The organism is Streptomyces sp. ITFR-16 (genome assembly GCF_031844705.1).
GTDB lineage: Bacteria > Actinomycetota > Actinomycetes > Streptomycetales > Streptomycetaceae > Streptomyces.
This window is the reverse complement of sequence record NZ_CP134609.1, coordinates 6,387,587-6,408,751: the sequence shown is the minus strand read 5'-3', so window position 1 is coordinate 6,408,751 and position 21,165 is coordinate 6,387,587. Positions and strand designations below refer to the sequence as shown.

General features: G+C 67.7%; 17 protein-coding genes and 3 rRNA genes. 7 read left to right on the top strand and 13 right to left on the bottom strand.

Features of this window, described 5'->3' with window-relative positions; translation table 11 throughout:
* The first annotated feature begins 14 nt into the window (after positions 1 to 14).
* The gene (locus RLT58_RS28425; RefSeq protein ID WP_311314681.1) at positions 15 to 362 is read left to right on the top strand and encodes an SCP2 sterol-binding domain-containing protein; all 348 of its coding nucleotides are present in this window, start codon (positions 15 to 17) and stop codon (positions 360 to 362) included.
* A gap of 42 nt (positions 363 to 404) precedes the next feature.
* Here the strand turns inward: RLT58_RS28425 and RLT58_RS28420 are convergent, their stop codons facing one another.
* The 4 genes from RLT58_RS28420 to RLT58_RS28405 all read right to left on the bottom strand — a co-directional run bounded on the left by RLT58_RS28420 (position 405) and on the right by RLT58_RS28405 (position 4,545).
* A complete protein-coding gene (locus RLT58_RS28420; RefSeq protein ID WP_311314680.1) occupies positions 405 to 1,211 on the bottom strand; it encodes an ABC transporter ATP-binding protein in 807 nt (268 codons plus the stop codon).
* Positions 1,212 to 1,285: 74 nt separating this feature from the next.
* Positions 1,286 to 2,353, bottom strand: a complete 1,068-nt coding sequence (locus RLT58_RS28415; RefSeq protein WP_311313211.1) for a FecCD family ABC transporter permease — start codon at positions 2,351 to 2,353, stop codon at positions 1,286 to 1,288.
* The gene (locus RLT58_RS28410) at positions 2,350 to 3,309 is read right to left on the bottom strand and encodes a FecCD family ABC transporter permease (RefSeq protein WP_311314679.1); all 960 of its coding nucleotides are present in this window, start codon (positions 3,307 to 3,309) and stop codon (positions 2,350 to 2,352) included. The genes RLT58_RS28415 and RLT58_RS28410 overlap by 4 nt, the downstream gene beginning before the upstream one ends.
* Before the next feature lie 207 nt (positions 3,310 to 3,516).
* The gene (locus tag RLT58_RS28405) at positions 3,517 to 4,545 is read right to left on the bottom strand and encodes an HAD-IIA family hydrolase (RefSeq protein WP_311313210.1); all 1,029 of its coding nucleotides are present in this window, start codon (positions 4,543 to 4,545) and stop codon (positions 3,517 to 3,519) included.
* A 71-nt stretch (positions 4,546 to 4,616) separates the two neighbouring features.
* Here RLT58_RS28405 and RLT58_RS28400 point away from each other — a divergent pair, with 71 nt between their 5' ends.
* Positions 4,617 to 5,894, top strand: coding sequence for a DUF1015 family protein (locus tag RLT58_RS28400; RefSeq protein WP_311313209.1), 1,278 nt, complete (start codon positions 4,617 to 4,619; stop codon positions 5,892 to 5,894).
* A 79-nt stretch (positions 5,895 to 5,973) separates the two neighbouring features.
* On the opposite strand, the gene RLT58_RS28395 is transcribed toward RLT58_RS28400, so the two are convergent.
* On the bottom strand, positions 5,974 to 6,720 hold the full coding sequence (locus tag RLT58_RS28395; RefSeq protein WP_311314678.1) for a tetratricopeptide repeat protein: 747 nt from the start codon (positions 6,718 to 6,720) through the stop codon (positions 5,974 to 5,976).
* Positions 6,721 to 6,750: 30 nt separating this feature from the next.
* On the opposite strand from RLT58_RS28395, the gene RLT58_RS36160 reads away from it, so the two are divergent.
* Complete coding sequence (locus tag RLT58_RS36160; RefSeq protein WP_399131689.1) at positions 6,751 to 8,286, top strand: hypothetical protein; 1,536 nt, start codon at positions 6,751 to 6,753, stop codon at positions 8,284 to 8,286.
* 29 nt (positions 8,287 to 8,315) lie between these two features.
* Here RLT58_RS36160 and rrf read toward each other — a convergent pair.
* The 4 genes from rrf to RLT58_RS28370 all read right to left on the bottom strand — a co-directional run bounded on the left by rrf (position 8,316) and on the right by RLT58_RS28370 (position 14,717).
* A 5S ribosomal RNA gene (gene rrf / locus RLT58_RS28385) occupies positions 8,316 to 8,432 on the bottom strand.
* Between the two features lie 111 nt (positions 8,433 to 8,543).
* Positions 8,544 to 11,667 (bottom strand): 23S ribosomal RNA (locus tag RLT58_RS28380).
* A 300-nt stretch (positions 11,668 to 11,967) separates the two neighbouring features.
* A 16S ribosomal RNA gene (locus RLT58_RS28375) occupies positions 11,968 to 13,493 on the bottom strand.
* Together the 16S, 23S and 5S rRNA genes form the textbook arrangement of a ribosomal RNA operon.
* A gap of 582 nt (positions 13,494 to 14,075) precedes the next feature.
* A complete protein-coding gene (locus tag RLT58_RS28370) occupies positions 14,076 to 14,717 on the bottom strand; it encodes a DNA-3-methyladenine glycosylase (RefSeq protein ID WP_311313208.1) in 642 nt (213 codons plus the stop codon).
* 71 nt (positions 14,718 to 14,788) lie between these two features.
* Here RLT58_RS28370 and RLT58_RS28365 point away from each other — a divergent pair, with 71 nt between their 5' ends.
* The 3 genes from RLT58_RS28365 to RLT58_RS28355 all read left to right on the top strand — a co-directional run bounded on the left by RLT58_RS28365 (position 14,789) and on the right by RLT58_RS28355 (position 16,826).
* Entirely contained in the window at positions 14,789 to 15,571 is a 783-nt protein-coding gene (locus RLT58_RS28365; RefSeq protein ID WP_311313207.1) for a sporulation protein, read from the top strand.
* 61 nt (positions 15,572 to 15,632) lie between these two features.
* On the top strand, positions 15,633 to 16,172 hold the full coding sequence (locus RLT58_RS28360) for a YbhB/YbcL family Raf kinase inhibitor-like protein (protein WP_311313206.1): 540 nt from the start codon (positions 15,633 to 15,635) through the stop codon (positions 16,170 to 16,172).
* Between the two features lie 147 nt (positions 16,173 to 16,319).
* Positions 16,320 to 16,826, top strand: a complete 507-nt coding sequence (locus RLT58_RS28355; RefSeq protein WP_311313205.1) for an HNH endonuclease — start codon at positions 16,320 to 16,322, stop codon at positions 16,824 to 16,826.
* 60 nt (positions 16,827 to 16,886) lie between these two features.
* On the opposite strand, the gene RLT58_RS28350 is transcribed toward RLT58_RS28355, so the two are convergent.
* The 4 genes from RLT58_RS28350 to RLT58_RS28335 all read right to left on the bottom strand — a co-directional run bounded on the left by RLT58_RS28350 (position 16,887) and on the right by RLT58_RS28335 (position 20,140).
* The gene (locus RLT58_RS28350; protein ID WP_311313204.1) at positions 16,887 to 17,654 is read right to left on the bottom strand and encodes a sulfite exporter TauE/SafE family protein; all 768 of its coding nucleotides are present in this window, start codon (positions 17,652 to 17,654) and stop codon (positions 16,887 to 16,889) included.
* Positions 17,655 to 17,715: 61 nt separating this feature from the next.
* Positions 17,716 to 18,645, bottom strand: a complete 930-nt coding sequence (locus RLT58_RS28345; RefSeq protein ID WP_311313203.1) for an SPFH domain-containing protein — start codon at positions 18,643 to 18,645, stop codon at positions 17,716 to 17,718.
* A 153-nt stretch (positions 18,646 to 18,798) separates the two neighbouring features.
* On the bottom strand, positions 18,799 to 19,227 hold the full coding sequence (locus tag RLT58_RS28340) for an NfeD family protein (RefSeq protein WP_311313202.1): 429 nt from the start codon (positions 19,225 to 19,227) through the stop codon (positions 18,799 to 18,801).
* A 115-nt stretch (positions 19,228 to 19,342) separates the two neighbouring features.
* Positions 19,343 to 20,140 carry an ABC transporter ATP-binding protein gene (locus RLT58_RS28335; RefSeq protein ID WP_311313201.1) on the bottom strand — a complete coding sequence of 266 codons (798 nt, stop codon included), beginning with the start codon at positions 20,138 to 20,140 and terminating at the stop codon, positions 19,343 to 19,345.
* Positions 20,141 to 20,297: 157 nt separating this feature from the next.
* Between RLT58_RS28335 and RLT58_RS28330 the strand changes: the two genes are divergently transcribed.
* Positions 20,298 to 21,077, top strand: a complete 780-nt coding sequence (locus tag RLT58_RS28330) for an Rv1486c family protein (protein WP_311313200.1) — start codon at positions 20,298 to 20,300, stop codon at positions 21,075 to 21,077.
* Positions 21,078 to 21,165: the final 88 nt, after the last annotated feature.

Below are 21,165 nucleotides of genomic sequence, written 5' to 3'. Positions count from 1 at the left end.
TACCGTCGATGACGATGGCGACCATGGCGGAGTGCCGCAGCGCACTCGACAGACTTTCCGACAACCTCGCGGGGGCCGACGGCGACGTGCGCAGCGCGGCCGCCCTGGACCGCTCGCTGAGCTGCCACATCAAGGACCTGGACATCACGTTCACCGGCCGCCTGTCCGGCGGCCGCATCCAGGTCCTGGACACGGTCGAGGGCCCGCCCCGGGAGAAGGCGGAGATCCGGCTCGCGATGACCGGTGACGACCTGGTGGCGATGGTGGACGGCCATCTGAACTTCGCCAAGGCCTGGGCCTCGGGCCGGGTCCGCCTGGAAGCCGGCTTCAGGGACCTGCTGAAACTCAAGTCACTGCTGTAGCGGCCACCAGCCGCCTCCACGCGCGCGGCGACGGCCCGCCGCTCACCCCACGCCGGGCGCGGCCACCCGCTTGCGCGCGGCCGGCACCACCAACGGCGTCCCCGTCTCCGGATCCGGAATCACCTGGCACCGCAGCCCGAACACCCGCTCCACCAGCTCCGCGGTGACGATCTCCCCCGGCGCCCCCTCCGCGACGACCTCGCCGTCCCGCATCGCGATGAGATGCGTGGCGTACCGCGCGGCATGGTTGAGATCGTGCAGGACGGCCACCAGCGTGCGCCCCTGCGTCTCGTGCAGCTCCGCGCACAGGTCCAGGACATCGATCTGGTGCTGGATGTCGAGGTACGTCGTCGGCTCGTCCAGCAACAGCAGCGGCGTCTGCTGGGCCAGCGCCATCGCGATCCAGACCCGCTGCCGCTGCCCGCCGGACAATTCGTCGACATAGCGATCGCCCAGCTCGCCGACGCCGGTCGCCGCCATCGATTCCTCGACAATGCGTTCGTCCTCGGGCGACCACTGCCGCAGCAGCCCCTGGTGCGGGTAGCGACCGCGTGCCACGAGGTCCGCGACCGTGATGCCCTCCGGCGCGATCGAGGACTGGGGCAGCAGCCCCAGGATCCGCGCGACCTTCTTCGCGGGCAGTCCGTGGATCGCCTGCCCGTCCAGCAGCACCCGCCCCCGGCTCGGCTTCAGCATCCGCGAGAGCGCCCGCAGCAGGGTCGACTTGCCGCAGGCGTTGGGGCCGACGATCACGGTGAACGAGTGGTCGGGTATCTCGACCGAGAGGTTCTCCGCGATGACCCGCTGGTCGTAGCCGAGGGTCACCGAATCCGCGGTGAGGCGCTGCATGGTCGTACTCCGGGGGTCGGTCGAGTCGGTCGGATCGGTGGGGGCGGTCGGGGCGGCGGGGCCGAACGGGGTCTTCATATGCGCCCCGCCTTGCGCTCGGTCACCAGGAGCCACACCAGATAGCAGCCGCCCAGCACCCCGGTGACCACGCCCACGGGCAGCTGCCGGTCACCGAAGGCCTCCAGCGCGACCCAGTCGGCGACGAGGAGGAGGGCCGCGCCCATGAAGGTCGCGGCCACCAGGTTGGGGCCCGTCGAGCGGGTCAGCCGGCGCGCCAGCTGGGGCGCGCTCAGCGAGACGAACGCGATCGGCCCGGCGGCTGCCGTGGCGACGGCGACGAGCAGCACGGCGGAACCCATCAGGACGAGCCGGGTGCGTTCGACCCGTACACCGAGCGCGTACGCGGCGTCGTCGCCCATCTCCATCACCCGCAGGGCGGGACCGTGGCCGAACACCAGCGGCAGCAGCAGCGCGCAGACCACGACCAGCGGCCAGACCTGCGCCCAGTCCCGGCCGTCGAGCGAACCGGTCATCCAGACGACCGCACGGGTCGCGTCGACCAGGTTGGCCTTGGTGATCAGGTACTGCGTCGCGGCGGTCAGCATCGCGGCCGCGCCGATCCCGACCAGGACGAGCCTAAAGCCGTGCACCCCTCGCTTCCACGCGAGCAGATAGACGGCGACCCCGGTCACCAGACCGCCGACGACCGCACCGGCCGAGACCGCCGCCGCCCCGCCCTGGAAAAGGACGATCACGGTCAGCGCGCCGACCGTCGCGCCCTGGCCGAAGCCGAGCACGTCGGGGCTGCCGAGCGGGTTGCGGGAGATCGTCTGGAAGACGGCACCGCCGGCCCCGAGGGCCGCGCCGACGAGGAGGCCGACCAGCACCCGCGGCAGCCGCAGGTCCGTGACGATGAACTCCTGCTGGAAGGTGCCGTGCCCGAAGAGCGTGGTGATGACCTCGCCGGGGGTCATCGAGAAGTCGCCGCTGCCGATGAGGACGACCGCCGCCCCCGCCGCGACGACCGCGAGCAGCAGGACGACCAGGGCCGCCCGCAGGTTCATCCGGAACGAGTACCCGCCGGCCGTCCGCACGGCCTTCACCGAACGCGCGGTCCCCGCTGTCTCCTTGGTGGCCTTCACAGCTGGGACATCCTCTTGCGTCGTACGAGGTGGATGAAGACGGGCCCGCCGATCAGCGCGGTGACGATGCCGACCTGGAGTTCCGAGGGCCGCGCGACAACCCGGCCGACCACGTCCGCGCCGAGCAGGAGCACCGGCGAGAGCACGGCCGCGTACGGCAGGATCCACCGCATGTCGGGGCCGGTGAGCGAGCGCACGAGGTGCGGGATCATCAGCCCGATGAAGACGATCGGCCCGCAGGCCGCGGTCGCGGCCCCGCACAGCAGGGTGACGGCGAGCATCGCGAGCACCCGGGTCCGGGTCAGATGGGCGCCCAGGGCCCGTGCGGTGTCGTCGCCCATCTCCAGAGCGTTGAGCGGCCGTGCGATGAACAGGGTGATCAGCACGCCGAGCGCGATGAACGGCCAGACCTTGCCGACCGTCTCCGTGTTCGCCGAGGCCAGTGAGCCGACGGTCCAGAACCGCAGCCGGTCCAGCGCCGCCGAGTCCAGCAGCTGTACGGCGTTGACATAGCCGTACAGCGCGGCGGTGACGGCGGTCCCGGCGAGCGCGAGCCGCACGGGGGTGGCGGACCTGCTGCCGCCGAGGAGGTACACGGCGACCGAGACGATGGCGGCTCCGGCGAAGGCGAACCACACATAACCGGTCAGTGAGGTGACGCCGAAGAAGCTGATGGCGGAGACGACCGCCGCCGACGCGCCCGCGTTGACACCCAGCAGGCCGGGCTCGGCCAGCGGATTGCGGGTCAGTGCCTGCATGACGGCTCCGGCGAGACCGAGCGCGGCACCGACGAGCAGCCCGAGCAGGGTCCTGGGGATCCGCACCTTCTGTACGAGGACGTCGTCGGCGCTCCCCGCGTTGTGGAACAGCCCGTGCCAGACGTCGGCGAGGGGCAGCCCCTTGGCGCCGATCGCGATGCTCGCCAGGCACACCAGCACCAGGACGGCCAGGGCGATGAGAAGCCCTGCCGCTCGGGCCGCGTGCCGCTTGCGCGGCGCGGGTTCGGCCGACGCGGCTATCGGGCCCTTACTCGGGTTCGGGGGACTCTCAACCAACACGCGAGTTAGGTTAGCCTACCCACCCCCATGCCCCTCCGGCCCGGCCGCCCGGCCGGCCCCGCGCACAGCGGCCGACCGGGGCGCGACGACTCCGGGGAGCCCTCGCTACAGCCCGAGCCTGGCCATGGCCTTCGCCGCGTCCAGCCCGCACGCCCCGTCCCCGGCGTGCGACCAGGCGGCCCCGCACAGCGCGCGCAGCCCGTCGAGCGCGTCCCCGTCGCCCTCCAGCACCAGGTCCCCGCCCCGCGCGAAGGCCGTCCAGCCGCCGCAGCCGAACGTCTCCCCGTCCCGCGTCACCTCGGGCTGGCCCGTCAGCAGGCCGCGCAGATCGGCGTCCACATAGGTCGGCCGGTGCTCCGGCACCGCGGCGACCAGCTGCGCCGCGTCCGTCACCCCGGTCAGCACCAGCAGCGAGTCCACGCCGCCGTTGAACGCCCCCTCGATGTCCGTGTCGAGCCGGTCGCCGACCACGAGCGGCCGTTCGGCCCCGGTCCGCAGCACGGTCTCGCGGTGCATCGGGGGCAGCGGCTTCCCCGCCACCTGCGGCTCGGCACCGGTGGCGATCCGTACGACCTCCACGGCCGCCCCGTTGCCCGGCGCGATCCCCCGGGCGCTCGGAATGGTCAGATCGGTGTTGGACGCGTACCACGGCAGCCCGCGGTTGACCGCGTACGAGGCCTCGGCGAACCGGCCCCACGCCAGGTCGGGTCCGCCGTACCCCTGCGCCACCGCCACCGGGTCGTCGTCCGCCGACTCCACCGGCTCCAGACCGCGTTCCCGCAGGGCCACCCGCAGCCCCTCGCCCCCGATCACCAGCACCCGGGACCCGGCCGGCAGCTGATCGGCGATCAGCCGGGCCACGGCCTGCGCCGACGTGATCACATCGGCGGACTCGGCCGGCACACCCAATTCGGTCAGATGTTCCGCCACCGCGGCCGGGGTCCGCAGCGCGTTGTTGGTGACGTACGCCAGGTGCATCCCGCCGTCCCGCGCGGTGGTCAGCGCCTCCACGGCATGGCCGATCGCCTGCCCGCCCGCGTACACCACCCCGTCGAGATCGAGCAGCGCCGTGTCGTACGCCTCGTTCAGCGCGGTGCTGCTCCCGCTCGGCCTGGTCCTGCTCGCCTGACTCATATCCCGCGCTCCTCGTTGCCTGCGTCTCCCCCGATCATCGCGCATCCCCGAACCGCACATACGATGCAGAAATGAACACACGAGGCCCGGCGGACGAGGGACTGCGTCTGATTCCGTTCCGTGGACTGCGTTACGTCCCCGAGCGGGTCGGCAGTCTCGCCGCGGTGACCTCGCCCCCGTACGACGTGGTCGTACGCCCCGACGGGCTGCTCCACCTGGAATCGGCGGATCCGCACAACATCGTGCGGCTGATCCTGCCGCAGGCCGACACCCCCGCCGCCCGCAACGAACAGGCCGCCGCCACCCTGCACGACTGGCTCGCCGAGGGCATACTCGCCCCCGACGCGGAGCCCGCGCTGTATGTGTACGAGCAGCGCAACGACGAGATCCTGCAACGAGGCATCGTCGGTGCGCTGGCCCTCTCGGGCCCCGCCGAGGGCATCGTCCTGCCGCACGAGGACGTGATGGCCCATGTCGTCGAGGACCGCGCCGACCTGATGCGGACCACCGCCGCCCACCTGGAACCGCTGCTGCTGACGTACCGCAGCGACGGCGACGCCACGGGCGCGACCGCCGTCATCGAGCGCACGATCCACCGCCCGCCGCTGCTCTCCACCACCACCGAGGACGGCTACAGCCATCGGCTGTGGGCGGTCACCGACCCCGCCGACCGGGCGGAGATCGAGACGGATCTGGCCCACCACCAGGCGCTGATCGCCGACGGCCACCACCGCTGGGCCACCTACCTCCGGCTCCAGAAGGAGCACAGCGCCCCCGGCCCCTGGGACTTCGGCCTGGTCCTGCTGGTCGACACGGCCCGCTACCCGCTCCGGGTCCGCTCCATCCACCGCCTGCTGCACGGGCTGCCCGTTGCCGACGCGCTCGCCGCCCTGACCGGCCTCTTCCGCGTCCGCACCGTCGAAGGCCCGCTCCCCCACGCCCTGGACACCCTGGCCGAGGCCGCGGCCGAGGGCAACGCCTTCCTGCTGGCCGGCGACGGAGGCTTCCACCTGGTCGACCGCCCGGACGAAGCCCTGCTGGCCCGTACGGTCCCGGCGGACCGGCCCCCCGCCTGGCGGACCCTGGACGCGACGGTCCTGCACACGGTGCTGCTCGACCATGTCTGGCGGATCCCCGACGACCCGGCGCACATCGCCTACATCCACGACACCGCGGCAGCCGTCGAACAGGCCGAGCGCCACGGCTCCACGGCGGTGCTGATGCATCCGGTACGCGAGGAAGTCGTCCGGGAACTGGCCCGGCAGGGCGTCACCATGCCGCGCAAGTCGACGTCCTTCGGCCCCAAGCCCGCCACGGGCCTGGTCCTGCGCAGCCTCACCATCGGCTGACCCGGCCCGGACGCCCCGGACACCCCGAACGCAGAAGAGGGCGGCACCCCCGGCAGGGGTGCCGCCCTCTTCTCATGCGTTACGCCTGGACGGGACGGTCCTCGTCGTCCTCGTCCTGGTCCTCCTCGTCGTCGTCCGCGTCGGTGTCGTCCGCGTCGGCGGTGGCCGGCGCCTGCTCGTCCGGGGCGGGGGCGGCGTCCTCCTCGTCACCGAGGGCGTCGACGAACTCCACACCGTCCAGCTCGGCGAGCCGGTCCGACGCGTCCGTGGAGCCGTCCTTGTCGGCTTCCAGCGCCTTGCCGAACCACTCCCGCGCCTCGTCCTCGCGGCCGGCCGCCAGCAGCGCGTCCGCGTACGCGTAGCGCAGTCGCGGGGTCCACGGGTGCACGGCGCTGGAGGCCAGCTCCGAGCTCTGCAGTGTCACGATGGCGGCGTCGATCTGCCCCATGTCCCTGCGGGCACCGGCGGCCACCAGCCGCATTTCGACCTGGCCCGCCTTGTCGAGCTTCTGCACCTCGGGCTCGCCCGCCATGGCCATGGCCCGCTCGGGCCGGCCGAGGCCGCGCTCGCAGTCGGCCATGACCGGCCACAGCTCCACCGAACCGGTCATCCGCCGGGACGCCCGGAACTCCGCCAGCGCCTCCGCGTACTTCTGGGTCGCGTAGGCGGCGAAGCCGGCGGCCTCACGCACGGCGGCGACCCGCGAGGCCAGTCGCAGGGCGATGCGCGAGTACGCGTAGGCCTGCTCGGGGTCCTCGTCGATGAGCCGGGCCACCATGACCAGGTTCCTGGCGACGTCCTCGGCCAGGGTCTTCGGCAGGCTCATCAGCTCCTGGCGGACGTCCTTGTCGATCTCGTGACCGGTGACGTCGTCGGGGATGGGGAGCCGCTTGATCGGCTCACGGTCCCGGTCGTCCCGGCGCTCGTACCCACCGCGGTCGTCGCGACCCCGGTAGCCGCCACGGTCCCGGTCGTCACGCTGGCCACCGCGGTAGCCACCGCCACCGCCGCGGTCATCGCGACGCGGGCCACGGTCGCGGTCGTCGCGGCGGAAGCCGCCGCCGCCACGGTTGTCGTCGTCGCGGCGGGGGCCGCGCGGTCGGTCGTCGCGGCGCTCGAAGCCACCGCCCGGACGTCCACCACGGTCGTCGTCCCGACGCGGAGCCCGGTCGTCACGACGGAACCCACCACCGGCAGAACCCCCACGGTCGTCACGACGGAAACCACCACCAGCGGAACCACCACGATCGTCCCGCCGGAAGCCACCACTGGAGGACGAGCCGCTGCGGTCGTCACGGCGGAAGCCACCACCGGCGGAACCACCACGGTCATCGCGGCGGAAGCCGCCGCCGCCACGGTTGTCGTCGTCGCGGCGGGGGCCGCGCGGTCGGTCGTCGCGGCGCTCGAAGCCACCGCCCGGACGTCCACCACGGTCGTCGTCCCGACGCGGAGCCCGGTCGTCACGCCGGAAACCGCCACCGGAGGACGAACCACCCCGGTCGTCACGGCGGAACCCACCACCAGCGGAACCACCACGATCATCGCGACGGAAACCACCACCGGAGGACGAACCACCCCGGTTGTCGTCACGACGGAAGCCTCCGCCGGCGCCGCCACCACGGTTGTCGTCACGACGGTCGTCACGGCGGAAGCCGCCGGAAGAGGAGGGGCCGCCTCGGTCATCGCGACGCGGGGCACGGTCGTCACGGCGGAAGCCGCCGCCACGGTTGTCGTCGTCGCGGCGGGGGCCGCGCGGCCGGTCGTCGCGGCGCTCGAAGCCACCACTCGGACGTCCACCACGGTCGTCATCCCAACGCGGAGCCCGATCATCACGCCGGAACCCACCACCGGCAGAACCCCCACGGTCGTCACGACGGAAACCACCACCAGCGGAACCACCACGATCGTCCCGCCGGAAGCCACCACCGGAGGACGAACCACCCCGGTCGTCACGGCGGAAGCCACCGCCTGCGCCACCGCCACGGTTGTCGTCACGACGGAAGCCCCCACCGGACGAACCACCGCGGTCATCGCGGCGGAAGCCGCCGGAAGAGGAGGGGCCGCCTCGGTCGTCACGACGCGGGGCACGGTCGCGGTCGCCGCGGTCGTCGCGACGGAATCCGCCGCCACCGCTGGTCGGCCGGCTGTCGTCACGACGGTTGCCACCGCGGTCGTTGTCCCGGCGCGGGCCACCCGACCGGTCGTCACGACCGCCGCTGAAGCCGCCCCGGTCACCGCCGTCCCGGCGACGCGGCTCGCGCTCCGAACGATCGTCGGGAGAGTTGGTGGACATCGGTGGTGCTCCTGTCATCGGGTACTACAGACATTCTTGCGCAGCCGGTCATCCGACGCGCTTCGGCAAAACAAAAAGGACCCTTGGTCCCAGCGTTGAACGCTGGGACCAAGGGTCCTTGAAAGATTGTTCGGCGGCGTCCTACTCTCCCACAGGGTCCCCCCTGCAGTACCATCGGCGCTGAAAGGCTTAGCTTCCGGGTTCGGAATGTAACCGGGCGTTTCCCTAACGCAATGACCACCGAAACCCTATCGGGTTCTAGCGAACAAGCACACTTTTCAATTAAGTAGTGACGCTGTTCAACCGGTGCGGTAACTGTTCGCAACCCGGGAACAACACAGTGGACGCGAGCAACTGAGGACAAGCCCTCGGCCTATTAGTACCAGTCAGCTCCACCCGTTACCGGGCTTCCACATCTGGCCTATCAACCCAGTCGTCTACTGGGAGCCTTAACCCCTCAAGGAGGTGGGAATACTCATCTCGAAGCAGGCTTCCCGCTTAGATGCTTTCAGCGGTTATCCTTTCCGAACGTAGCCAACCAGCCATGCCCTTGGCAGGACAACTGGCACACCAGAGGTTCGTCCGTCCCGGTCCTCTCGTACTAGGGACAGCCCTTCTCAATATTCCTACGCGCACAGCGGATAGGGACCGAACTGTCTCACGACGTTCTAAACCCAGCTCGCGTACCGCTTTAATGGGCGAACAGCCCAACCCTTGGGACCGACTCCAGCCCCAGGATGCGACGAGCCGACATCGAGGTGCCAAACCATCCCGTCGATATGGACTCTTGGGGAAGATCAGCCTGTTATCCCCGGGGTACCTTTTATCCGTTGAGCGACAGCGCTTCCACAAGCCACTGCCGGATCACTAGTCCCGACTTTCGTCCCTGCTCGACCCGTCGGTCTCACAGTCAAGCTCCCTTGTGCACTTACACTCAACACCTGATTGCCAACCAGGCTGAGGGAACCTTTGGGCGCCTCCGTTACTCTTTAGGAGGCAACCGCCCCAGTTAAACTACCCATCAGACACTGTCCCTGATCCGGATCACGGACCCAGGTTAGACATCCAGCACGACCAGAGTGGTATTTCAACGACGACTCCACAACCACTGGCGTGGCCGCTTCAAAGTCTCCCACCTATCCTACACAAGCCGAACCGAACACCAATATCAAACTATAGTAAAGGTCCCGGGGTCTTTCCGTCCTGCTGCGCGAAACGAGCATCTTTACTCGTAGTGCAATTTCACCGGGCCTATGGTTGAGACAGTCGAGAAGTCGTTACGCCATTCGTGCAGGTCGGAACTTACCCGACAAGGAATTTCGCTACCTTAGGATGGTTATAGTTACCACCGCCGTTTACTGGCGCTTAAGTTCTCAGCTTCGCCAACCCGAAAGTCAGCTAACCGGTCCCCTTAACGTTCCAGCACCGGGCAGGCGTCAGTCCGTATACATCGCCTTACGGCTTCGCACGGACCTGTGTTTTTAGTAAACAGTCGCTTCTCGCTGGTCTCTGCGGCCACCCCCAGCTCAGACAGTAAATGTCATCACCAGTGATGGCCCCCTTCTCCCGAAGTTACGGGGGCATTTTGCCGAGTTCCCTAACCATAGTTCACCCGAACGCCTCGGTATTCTCTACCTGACCACCTGAGTCGGTTTAGGGTACGGGCCGCCATGAAACTCGCTAGAGGCTTTTCTCGACAGCATAGGATCATCCACTTCACCACAATCGGCTCGGCATCAGGTCTCAGCCCTAGTGTGTGACGGATTTACCTACCACACGGCCTACACCCTTACCCCGGGACTACCACCGCCCGGGCTGGACTACCTTCCTGCGTCACCCCATCGCTTACCTAATACAAGTCTGGTTCGTCGGCTCCACCACTACCCTCAACTCCGAAGAGATCGGGCCGGCTTCACGGACTTAGCATCGCCTGATTCAGTACTGGGCGTTTCAAAGCGGGTACCGGAATATCAACCGGTTGTCCATCGACTACGCCTGTCGGCCTCGCCTTAGGTCCCGACTTACCCTGGGCAGATCAGCTTGACCCAGGAACCCTTAGTCAATCGGCGCACACGTTTCTCACGTGTGTATCGCTACTCATGCCTGCATTCTCACTCGTGAACCGTCCACAACTCGCTTCCGCGGCTGCTTCACCCGGCACACGACGCTCCCCTACCCATCCCAGCCCCCGTTGGGGGTACATGCTGGAATGACACGACTTCGGCGGTACGCTTGAGCCCCGCTACATTGTCGGCGCGGAATCACTTGACCAGTGAGCTATTACGCACTCTTTCAAGGGTGGCTGCTTCTAAGCCAACCTCCTGGTTGTCTCTGCGACTCCACATCCTTTCCCACTTAGCGTACGCTTAGGGGCCTTAGTCGATGCTCTGGGCTGTTTCCCTCTCGACCATGGAGCTTATCCCCCACAGTCTCACTGCCGTGCTCTCACTTACCGGCATTCGGAGTTTGGCTAAGGTCAGTAACCCGGTAGGGCCCATCGCCTATCCAGTGCTCTACCTCCGGCAAGAAACACACGACGCTGCACCTAAATGCATTTCGGGGAGAACCAGCTATCACGGAGTTTGATTGGCCTTTCACCCCTAACCACAGGTCATCCCCCAGGTTTTCAACCCTGGTGGGTTCGGTCCTCCACGAAGTCTTACCTCCGCTTCAACCTGCCCATGGCTAGATCACTCCGCTTCGGGTCTTGAGCGCGCTACTAAACCGCCCTATTCGGACTCGCTTTCGCTACGGCTTCCCCACACGGGTTAACCTCGCAACACACCGCAAACTCGCAGGCTCATTCTTCAAAAGGCACGCAGTCACGACGCACCGAGCAAGCTCGATGCGCGACGCTCCCACGGCTTGTAGGCACACGGTTTCAGGTACTATTTCACTCCGCTCCCGCGGTACTTTTCACCATTCCCTCACGGTACTATCCGCTATCGGTCACCAGGGAATATTTAGGCTTAACGGGTGGTCCCGCCAGATTCACACGGGATTTCTCGGGCCCCGTGCTACTTGGGTGTCTCTTAAACGAGCCGTCAATGTTTCAGCTACGGGGGTCTTACCCTCTACGCCGGACCTTTCGCATGTCCTTCGCCTACATCAACGGTTTCTGACTCGTCTCACAGCCGGCAGACCATGAAAAAGAGATCCCACAACCCCGCATGCGCAACCCCTGCCGGGTATCACACGCATACGGTTTGGCCTGATCCAGTTTCGCTCGCCACTACTCCCGGAATCACGGTTGTTTTCTCTTCCTGAGGGTACTGAGATGTTTCACTTCCCCTCGTTCCCTCCACACTGCCTATGTGTTCAGCAGCGGGTGACAGCCCATGACGACTGCCGGGTTTCCCCATTCGGACACCCCCGGATCAAAGCTCGGTTGACAGCTCCCCGGGGCCTATCGTGGCCTCCCACGTCCTTCATCGGTTCCTGGTGCCAAGGCATCCACCGTGCGCCCTTAAAAACTTGGCCACAGATGCTCGCGTCCACTGTGCAGTTCTCAAACAACGACCAGCCACCCATCACCCCGCCCTTCCGGACGAGTGCACTGGGGCCGGCAACCGAAGGACGACCATGACGGCCGTACCCTCAGATACCCAACAGCGTGCCCGGCACAGTCAACCCGTCTACGTGTTCCACGCCGAAGCAGTACTAACGAAAACTTGCCAACCGTGCCGAGTAGTCAACGTTCCACCCATGAGCAACCAGCACCGAACATTCGCCGGTGTACTGGCCTCTGACCAGGCAAGCCCGGTAAGAAGTGCTCCTTAGAAAGGAGGTGATCCAGCCGCACCTTCCGGTACGGCTACCTTGTTACGACTTCGTCCCAATCGCCAGTCCCACCTTCGACAGCTCCCTCCCACAAGGGGTTGGGCCACCGGCTTCGGGTGTTACCGACTTTCGTGACGTGACGGGCGGTGTGTACAAGGCCCGGGAACGTATTCACCGCAGCAATGCTGATCTGCGATTACTAGCAACTCCGACTTCATGGGGTCGAGTTGCAGACCCCAATCCGAACTGAGACCGGCTTTTTGAGATTCGCTCCGCCTCGCGGCATCGCAGCTCATTGTACCGGCCATTGTAGCACGTGTGCAGCCCAAGACATAAGGGGCATGATGACTTGACGTCGTCCCCACCTTCCTCCGAGTTGACCCCGGCAGTCTCCTGTGAGTCCCCATCACCCCGAAGGGCATGCTGGCAACACAGAACAAGGGTTGCGCTCGTTGCGGGACTTAACCCAACATCTCACGACACGAGCTGACGACAGCCATGCACCACCTGTCACCCGACCACAAGGGGGGCCGTATCTCTACGGCTTTCCGGGCGATGTCAAGCCTTGGTAAGGTTCTTCGCGTTGCGTCGAATTAAGCCACATGCTCCGCTGCTTGTGCGGGCCCCCGTCAATTCCTTTGAGTTTTAGCCTTGCGGCCGTACTCCCCAGGCGGGGAACTTAATGCGTTAGCTGCGGCACCGACGACGTGGAATGTCGCCAACACCTAGTTCCCAACGTTTACGGCGTGGACTACCAGGGTATCTAATCCTGTTCGCTCCCCACGCTTTCGCTCCTCAGCGTCAGTAATGGCCCAGAGATCCGCCTTCGCCACCGGTGTTCCTCCTGATATCTGCGCATTTCACCGCTACACCAGGAATTCCGATCTCCCCTACCACACTCTAGCCTGCCCGTATCGACTGCAGACCCGGGGTTAAGCCCCGGGCTTTCACAACCGACGCAACAAGCCGCCTACGAGCTCTTTACGCCCAATAATTCCGGACAACGCTTGCGCCCTACGTATTACCGCGGCTGCTGGCACGTAGTTAGCCGGCGCTTCTTCTGCAGGTACCGTCACTTTCGCTTCTTCCCTGCTGAAAGAGGTTTACAACCCGAAGGCCGTCATCCCTCACGCGGCGTCGCTGCATCAGGCTTTCGCCCATTGTGCAATATTCCCCACTGCTGCCTCCCGTAGGAGTCTGGGCCGTGTCTCAGTCCCAGTGTGGCCGGTCGCCCTCTCAGGCCGGCTACCCGTCGTCGCCTTGGTAGGCCATTACCCCACCAACTAGCTGATAGGCCGCGGGCTCATCCTTCACCGCCGGAGCTTTCAACCTTCCCCCATGAGAGAGAAAGTATTATCCGGTATTAGACCCCGTTTCCAGGGCTTGTCCCAGAGTGAAGGGCAGATTGCCCACGTGTTACTCACCCGTTCGCCACTAATCCACCCCGAAAGGCTTCATCGTTCGACTTGCATGTGTTAAGCACGCCGCCAGCGTTCGTCCTGAGCCAGGATCAAACTCTCCGTGAATGTTTTCCCGTAATCGGGTCGACACCACGAGAGCGGAACAATCAGGCCGGAATAAGACCGATCGTCCACTGTGTCCTCGCTGTGTTCATTGCCTACCAAACCCACAAAGGAGTTTGCCAGGACTTTCAAAGGAACCTCCAACCTGCCGAAGCAGGCCGGGGTATCAACATATCTGGCGTTGACTTTTGGCACGCTGTTGAGTTCTCAAGGAACGGACGCTTCCTTCGTACTCACCCCTGCGGGCTTTCCTCCGGGCGCTTCCCTTCGGTCTTGCGTTTCCGACTCTATCAGACTCTTTCGCGTCCGATTCCCGGCCGAAACGGGATTCTGCATTTGCCTCCGTGGAATTCGCTTTCGCGCTTTCCCTTTCGGCGTGTTCACTACGTTAGCGGATTCTCCCGGTTACTCATAATCGAGTCAGTGGGTCTGAATTTCGGCATGCCGAAGTCCGCACCCTCTGGGGTGAGTCGTAGGTAGTGGTTGGCCGCTTCGGGTTGCTCGGCGTGCGATCCGATGGACCGAACCAGAAGCTGTACCCGTGTCAAGCGGCTCGGACTACATTAGGTGGCCCCCAGGGGCGAGTCAAGTTGACCTCCGGCGCGGCACATGGGCCCGGTAGGGGCTCACCGTCGGGTCCTCGTCGATCCTGAAGCGCCAGGGATGAGTGGCCCCGTCGCCCCCCACTCCGGTGCGCGGACCACTGCGCACCAGGTCGGGCGGGGGCGGAGTGCCCCGCAGTACGGAGAGGACGGCACCCGGGTGCGCGATGGCGTCGACGCCGTTCAGTGCCCGGTCGACATCGAGGGCGGTCGCGAGACGGGCCGGCCCTTTGGCCAGTTCTCGGTCATGGTGGGCCGAAAGTCGACGTTTACGGGTGAGCTCGGCGCCCTCGAAGATATGGCCCGCCCGGAGCAGGACCCCGCTCGCCATGCCCTCGGGGCCGCACACCAGATTGAGGCAGTGCCACATCCCGTAGGTGAAGTAGACGTACGCGTGACCGGGCGGTCCGAACATGACGTCGTTGCGCGGGGTGCGGCCCCGGAAGGCGTGCGATCCCGGGTCGATCTCCCCCGCGTACGCCTCGACCTCGGTGAGGCGCAGCTCGATCGGGCCGTCCGGTGTGCTGCGTACCAGCGTGCGGCCGAGGAGATCCGGTGCCACCTCGAGCACCGGGCGGTCGAAGAAGTCCCGCTTCAGCGGCGTACGGTCCGGGCCATCGATCATGAGGTTCGAGGCTACCGGGAACCGACTACGGTCATCGCGCGTATGTAGGGGTCAGGACCAAGGAGGAAAACATGGGCTTCAAGCGGCTGCTCGCGAGCATGGGTGCCGGTGGCGCCTCGGTGGAGACGGAGCTCACCGAGCTCAACGTCGTACCGGGTGGGGTCGTGCAGGGCGAGGTGCGGATCCAGGGCGGATCCGTGGACCAGCAGATCGAGGGGCTGTCCGTCGGACTGCAGGCCCGGGTCGAGGTCGAGGGCCAGGACCAGGAGACCAAGCAGGACATCGAGTTCACCAAGCTGCGGCTGGGCGGGGCGCTCGAGGTGCGGGCCGGAGCGGTGCACGTCGTGCCGTTCGGGCTGGAGATCCCGTGGGAGACGCCGATCACGACGTTCGCGGGGCAGCACCTGCGCGGCATGAACATCGGTGTGACCACGGAGCTGGAGATCGCGCGGGCGCTGGACTCGGGCGACCTGGACCCCATCAACGTGCACCCGCTGCCGGCGCAGGAGGCCATCCTGGACGCCTTCGGGCAGCTGGGCTTCGGCTTCCGCAGCGCGGACATGGAGCGCGGTCACATCCGCGGCACCCGTCAGCGGCTGCCGTTCTACCAGGAGATCGAGTTCTTCCCGCCGTCGCAGTACCGGGGGCTGAACCAGGTCGAGCTGACCTTCGTGGCGGACGACCGCGAGATGGACGTCGTCCTGGAGATGGACAAGAAGCCGGGTCTCTTCAGCGAGGGCAGCGACTCCTACCGCGCTTTCAAGGTGGGGCTGCACAACTTCCACGAGACCGACTGGGCGGCTTATTTGAACCAGTGGCTTTCGCAGGTCGGTGGTCAGCGCAACTGGCTCTAGATACCCCTAGGGTCGGTGGGAAGAGCTGCCGACGGCAGAACCGACCAGGAGAGGTGCTGACGTGACCGAGCCGAAGAGGGCGCCGCTGCCGCACGACTTCCATCCCGAGGTCCCCTCGTTCACGGTGGTGAGCGAGGACCTGGCCCCCGGGGCCGTACTCGCGGACGCCCAGGTGTTCGCTGCCGGGAACACCTCGCCGCAGCTGCGGTGGGAGGGTTTCCCGGCGGAGACGAAGAGTTTCGCCGTGACGTGCTTCGATCCGGACGCCCCGACGGGCAGCGGGTTCTGGCACTGGGTGGTCTTCGACATCCCGGCCTCGGTCACGGAGCTTCCCGCGGGCGCGGGCAGCGGGACGTTCGAGGGGCTGCCCCCGGGCGCCGTGCAGGCCCGCAACGACTACGGGTCGAAGGAGTTCGGCGGCGCCGCTCCGCCGGCCGGTGAGAACCACCGCTATGTGTTCACCGTGTACGCGGTGGACAGCGAGAAGCTCGGCCCGGACAGCGATGCCTCGCCGGCCGTGGTCGGTTTCAACCTGCGCTTCCACACGCTGGGCCGCGCCCAGCTGATCGGTGAGTACGCGGAGCCCGCAGCGGGCGAGTGAAGCCAATCGTTCGCAGGCCGTTTGCCCTGCCCTGGTCTTGGAGAGATCAGGGCAGGGCATTTTTTAATCCGTTGTCCATCACGGCCTGCCCGGCCAGAGTTGATCCGGGCCTGCCAGGGGGCGGGCGGCACACGGGAGGTGGGCGAGATGCGGGACACGCTGGTACTGAATGCGAGCTTCGAGCCGCTGTCGACGGTGACGCTGAACCGTGCGGTGGTGCTGATTCTGCAGGACAAGGCCGTCGTCGAGCAGTCGCATCCCGATCTCCGTATGCGTGGTGCCGCCGTGGACATTCCGGTGCCCCGGGTGATCAGGCTCTGCCGGTACGTACGGGTGCCGTTCCGAAGACAGGCCCCGTGGTCCAGAAGGGGTGTGCTGATCAGGGACCAGCACCGGTGCGCGTACTGCGGGAAGCGGGCGAGCACCGTCGACCATGTGGTGCCGCGTGCCCAGGGCGGCCAGGACACCTGGCTCAACACGGTGGCCTCCTGTGCCGAGGACAACCACCGCAAGGCGGCCCGTACGCCGGAGCAGGCCGGGATGCCGCTGCTGCGGCAGCCGTTCGTGCCGTCCCCGGCGGACGCGATGCTGCTGGCGCTGGGGGTCGGCGACCGGGCCGCGCTGCCGGGGTGGCTGGCGCAGTCCGCGGCGTAGCCGCCGTACGCCTGATGCGGGAGGGAAGCCCGTCTCCGGGAGGAGGCGGGCTTCGCCGTGTCAGCGCAGCAGCAGTTGGACGATGGCGGCCGTGCCGACCGTGACGATGAGGGCGCGCAGGAGGACGGGGCTGAGCCGGCGGCCCACCTTGGCGCCTATCTGGCCGCCGATCGCGGAGCCGACCGCGATCAGCACGACGGCCGTCCAGTCGAAGTCCGCGACGAAGAGGAAGAAGAGCGCGGCGATGCTGTTGACGACGGCCGCCAGGACGTTCTTCACGGCGTTGAGGCGCTGCATGGTGTCGTCGAGCAGCATGCCCATGAGGGAGAGGTAGATGATCCCCTGGGCGGCGGTGAAGTAGCCGCCGTAGACACTGGCGAGCGTCAGGCCGATGAAGAGCAGGGGGCCGCCGTCGGGGCGGGCCGGGGCGCCGGTGTGCTCGCGCCGGCGCTGGACGGCTTTGCTGATGCGCGGTTGCAGGACGACCAGGACGAGGGCCAGGGCGACCAGGATCGGCACGATGGTCTCGAAGGCCGTGGAGGGCAGGGCCAGCAGCAGGGTGGCACCGGTGAGGCCGCCGATGAGCGCGCCGACGGTCAGTCTGAGGACGCGTCGGCGCTGGCCTTCGAGCTCCTTGCGGTAGCCGATCGCGCCGCTGATGGAGCCGGGGATCAGGCCCAGGGCGTTGGAGACGGTGGCGGTGACCGGGGGCAGGCCGGTGGCGAGCAGGACCGGGAAGGTGATCAGCGTTCCCGAGCCGACGATCGTGTTGATCGTGCCGGCGCTGATGCCCGCGGCGAAGACGGCGAGCATCTCCCAGATGGTCATGGCTGATCCCCCGTGCCTGATCGGTGCTTGGTGCACTGATCATGCACGGGGGACGGCCGGGTCAGTCGACCGGGGGTTCCTCGCGGCGCTCCTGGCCGGTGTTGAAGCCGGGCATACCGGTGCCAAGGTTCCCGAAGGCGCCGCTGAGGCCCTTGAGGGCGTCGCCGATCTCGCTGGGCACGATCCAGAGCTTGTTGGCGTCGCCCTCGGCGATCTTCGGCAGCATCTGGAGGTACTGGTACGACAGGAGCTTCTGGTCCGGGTCGCCCGCGTGGATGGACTCGAAGACCGTACGGATGGCCTGGGCCTCGCCCTCCGCGCGCAGGGCGGCGGCCTTGGCCTCACCCTCGGCGCGCAGGATGGCGGACTGCTTCTCGCCCTCCGCGGTGAGGATCGCGGACTGGCGGGTGCCCTCGGCCTGGAGGATCGCGGCGCGCTTGTCACGGTCGGCGCGCATCTGCTTCTCCATCGAGTCCTGGATGGAGGTGGGCGGCTCGATCGCCTTGAGCTCGACGCGGTTGACGCGGATGCCCCACTTGCCGGTGGCCTCGTCGAGGACCCCGCGCAGGGCGGCGTTGATCTCCTCGCGGGAGGTGAGCGTCCGCTCCAGGTCCATGCCGCCGATGATGTTGCGCAGGGTGGTGACGGTGAGCTGCTCGATGGCCTGGATGTAGCTGGCGACCTCGTACGTCGCGGCGCGGGCGTCGGTCACCTGGTAGTAGATGACGGTGTCGATGTTGACCACCAGGTTGTCCTGGGTGATCACCGGCTGCGGCGGGAAGGGGACGACCTGTTCACGGAGGTCGATCCGGTTGCGGATCGAGTCGATGAACGGGACGACGATGTTCAGGCCCGCGTTGAGAGTGCGGGTGTACCGCCCGAAGCGCTCCACGATGGCGGCGCTCGCCTGGGGGATGACCTGGATCGTCTTGATCAGAGCGATGAAGACGAGCACCACCAGAATGATCAGGACGATGATGATCGGTTGCATCGTTTTCTCGTGCCCTTCGGTTGCCGACGGATCGCGATGATCGAGGTCGAGATCGTATGGGGGCCGCAGTCGGGACGGTTCTCCCGGCGGTCCGTTTCCATGATGATCGACATCGAGTCTGTCAGAACGGGCGCTGCCGTGGGGGCAGTTCGGTCACATGACGACGGCCGTCGCTCCGTCGATGTCGACGACATCGACCTCCTGGCCGGCTTCGAAGCTCAGTTCCTCGTCGAGGGTGCGCGCCGACCAGATCTCGCCGGCCAGCTTGATCCGGCCGCCCCTGGCGTCGACCCGCTCCAGGACGACGGCCCGACGGCCCTTCAGCGCGTCGATCCCCGTGGCGACTTGGGGCCGCTCCACGCGCTGTCTGTTGGCGATCGGCCGGACCACGGCGGTCAGTGCCACCGAGACGATGACGAAGACCAGGACCTGGGCCACGATTCCGCCGCCGAGCGCCGCGACGACCGCCGCGGCGATCGCTCCGACGGCGAACATGCCGAACTCGGGCATCGCGGTCAGGACGAGCGGAATGCCCAGTCCCACCGCGCCGATCAGCCACCACACCCACGCGTCGATGTCCACGTGGTCATCGTAGGACCGCAAGCACCTCCGCGGACAGGGCGCAACAGGTCCGGTACGGAGGCGGGTTGGGCGTGAAGGCTCCGGGAGGGCCCGTCAGGGGGCCTCGCGGGCTCCCTCAGGCGAGCGGCAGGCCGCGGGCGGTGTAGCGGTCGCCCTGGTGCTCGACGACGAGCGGCAGGCCGAAGCAGAGCGAGAGGTTGCGGGAGCTGAGCTCGGTCTCCATGGGGCCGGCGGCGAGCACCTTGCCCTGGCGGATCATCAGGACGTGGGTGAAGCCCGGGGCGATCTCCTCGACATGGTGGGTCACCATGATCATGGAGGGGGCGTACGGGTCGCGGGCCAGCCGGCCGAGCCGGCGGACCAGGTCCTCGCGGCCGCCGAGGTCGAGACCGGCGGCCGGCTCGTCCAGGAGCAGCAGCTCGGGGTCGGTCATCATGGCGCGGGCGATCAGGGTGCGCTTGCGCTCGCCCTCGGAGAGGGTGCCGAACTTCCGGTCCAGGTACTCGGTCATGCCGAGCCGGTCGAGGAAGGCGCGGGCGCGGTCCTCGTCGACCTTGTCGTAGTTCTCGTTCCAGGTGGCGGTCATGCCGTAGGCGGCGGTGAGCACCGTCTGCAGGACCGTCTGGCGCTTGGGGAGCTTCTCGGCCATGGCCACGCCCGCGATGCCGATGCGGGGGCGCAGGTCGAAGACGTCGGTGCCGACGCCGCCGAGGCGCTCGCCGAGGACCGTGGCGCTGCCCTTGCTCGGGAAGAGGTAGCTGGAGGCGACGTTGAGGAGGGTGGTCTTGCCGGCGCCGTTGGGACCGAGGATGACCCAGCGCTCCCCCTCCTTGACCGACCAGGAGACGTCTTCCACCAGAGCGCGTCCGTCGCGGACCACGGATACGTCCACCAGCTCCAGTACATCGCTCATGAGCGCGTTGTCTCCCCATGCAGTCTCGAGATCGTCGCGTGCCTGTGGGCACAGCTCCCAGGGAAAACCTACGCCACCGCGCGAGCGCTTCCGGCGCTGGGCCCGTAGTCGTACGGTCCCGGCCGTGATCCGCCGGACAGACCCTAGGCTGGGGGCCATGCTTTCGGAACCACGCTCAGGGCTGCTGGCCGCTTGGGGCAACGCACTGCTGGCCGGGCTCGTGTCGCCGGACGACGCGGCGCTGGCCATCGTCGGACAGGACGCGGTGCACCGCGTCGAGGGGCTGCCGGGCGAGGCGGGGCCGGTCGGTCTCACCCTCGCGCTGGGGCGGCTGCGGACGCTGGGGGTGACGGGTTTCCGGGTCGCGCTGCCGGTTCCGGGGCATCCGCTGGGGCTCAGCGGTCCTGCGGAGTTCAACGCGCGGGCGCTGGAGGCCGAGGAGGCGGTGGTCACCTTCGGTGCGCCCTACGGACTGGTGCCCGAGGTCCGCGAGGCGGGGCCGGCCGGGGACCTCCACGTCGACGTGGCGTGGCAGTGCCTGGCGGTCCGGGAGGCGCCGCCGGCCGATGTGCCGTCGCTGGGCGAGGCGGAGCGGGAACTGGCCGAGGCGTTGCGGGATGCGACGGCCGTGCTGTCGCGGCTCGATGTGGCCGGGTCGGGGCCGGTGGCCGAGGCGGCGGTGGAGGCGTACCGGGCGCGGGCGGAGCGGGGGCGCGAGGTGCTGGCCCCGGGGTATCCGCCGCGGGCGGTGCGGGTGCTGGAGCTGGCGCAGCGGGTGGGGCTGCTGGTCTCGGTGGCGTACGAGAACGGGCACGGGGGTGCGGTGGCCGCGTCGGAGATGGCGGCGCGGGCCGAGGCGTTGCGGCCGGTGGAGCGGGTGGCCCGGCGGGCGCAGGTGGCGGCGTACAACGCGTATGTGGAGGAGCGGGGGCGGTAGGGGGCGCCGCCCTTGGGGCGGGCGGGCCCGTTGTCCTCAAGCGCCGGGCGGCCGGAAAGGATGCCCTCAAGCGCCGGGCGGGCTTGAT

What these genes read in the sequence shown, in the direction of transcription:
- RLT58_RS28425 (WP_311314681.1), top strand. Translation starts at nt 15, where the DNA reads ATGGCGACCATGGCGGAGTGCCGCAGCGCACTCGACAGACTTTCCGAC.
- RLT58_RS28420 (WP_311314680.1), bottom strand. Translation starts at nt 1,211, where the DNA reads ATGCAGCGCCTCACCGCGGATTCGGTGACCCTCGGCTACGACCAGCGG.
- RLT58_RS28405 (WP_311313210.1), bottom strand. Translation starts at nt 4,545, where the DNA reads ATGAGTCAGGCGAGCAGGACCAGGCCGAGCGGGAGCAGCACCGCGCTG.
- RLT58_RS28400 (WP_311313209.1), top strand. Translation starts at nt 4,617, where the DNA reads ATGAACACACGAGGCCCGGCGGACGAGGGACTGCGTCTGATTCCGTTC.
- RLT58_RS28395 (WP_311314678.1), bottom strand. Translation starts at nt 6,720, where the DNA reads ATGAGCCTGCCGAAGACCCTGGCCGAGGACGTCGCCAGGAACCTGGTC.
- RLT58_RS28370 (WP_311313208.1), bottom strand. Translation starts at nt 14,717, where the DNA reads ATGATCGATGGCCCGGACCGTACGCCGCTGAAGCGGGACTTCTTCGAC.
- RLT58_RS28365 (WP_311313207.1), top strand. Translation starts at nt 14,789, where the DNA reads ATGGGCTTCAAGCGGCTGCTCGCGAGCATGGGTGCCGGTGGCGCCTCG.
- RLT58_RS28355 (WP_311313205.1), top strand. Translation starts at nt 16,320, where the DNA reads ATGCGGGACACGCTGGTACTGAATGCGAGCTTCGAGCCGCTGTCGACG.
- RLT58_RS28350 (WP_311313204.1), bottom strand. Translation starts at nt 17,654, where the DNA reads ATGACCATCTGGGAGATGCTCGCCGTCTTCGCCGCGGGCATCAGCGCC.
- RLT58_RS28345 (WP_311313203.1), bottom strand. Translation starts at nt 18,645, where the DNA reads ATGCAACCGATCATCATCGTCCTGATCATTCTGGTGGTGCTCGTCTTC.
- RLT58_RS28335 (WP_311313201.1), bottom strand. Translation starts at nt 20,140, where the DNA reads ATGAGCGATGTACTGGAGCTGGTGGACGTATCCGTGGTCCGCGACGGA.
- RLT58_RS28330 (WP_311313200.1), top strand. Translation starts at nt 20,298, where the DNA reads ATGCTTTCGGAACCACGCTCAGGGCTGCTGGCCGCTTGGGGCAACGCA.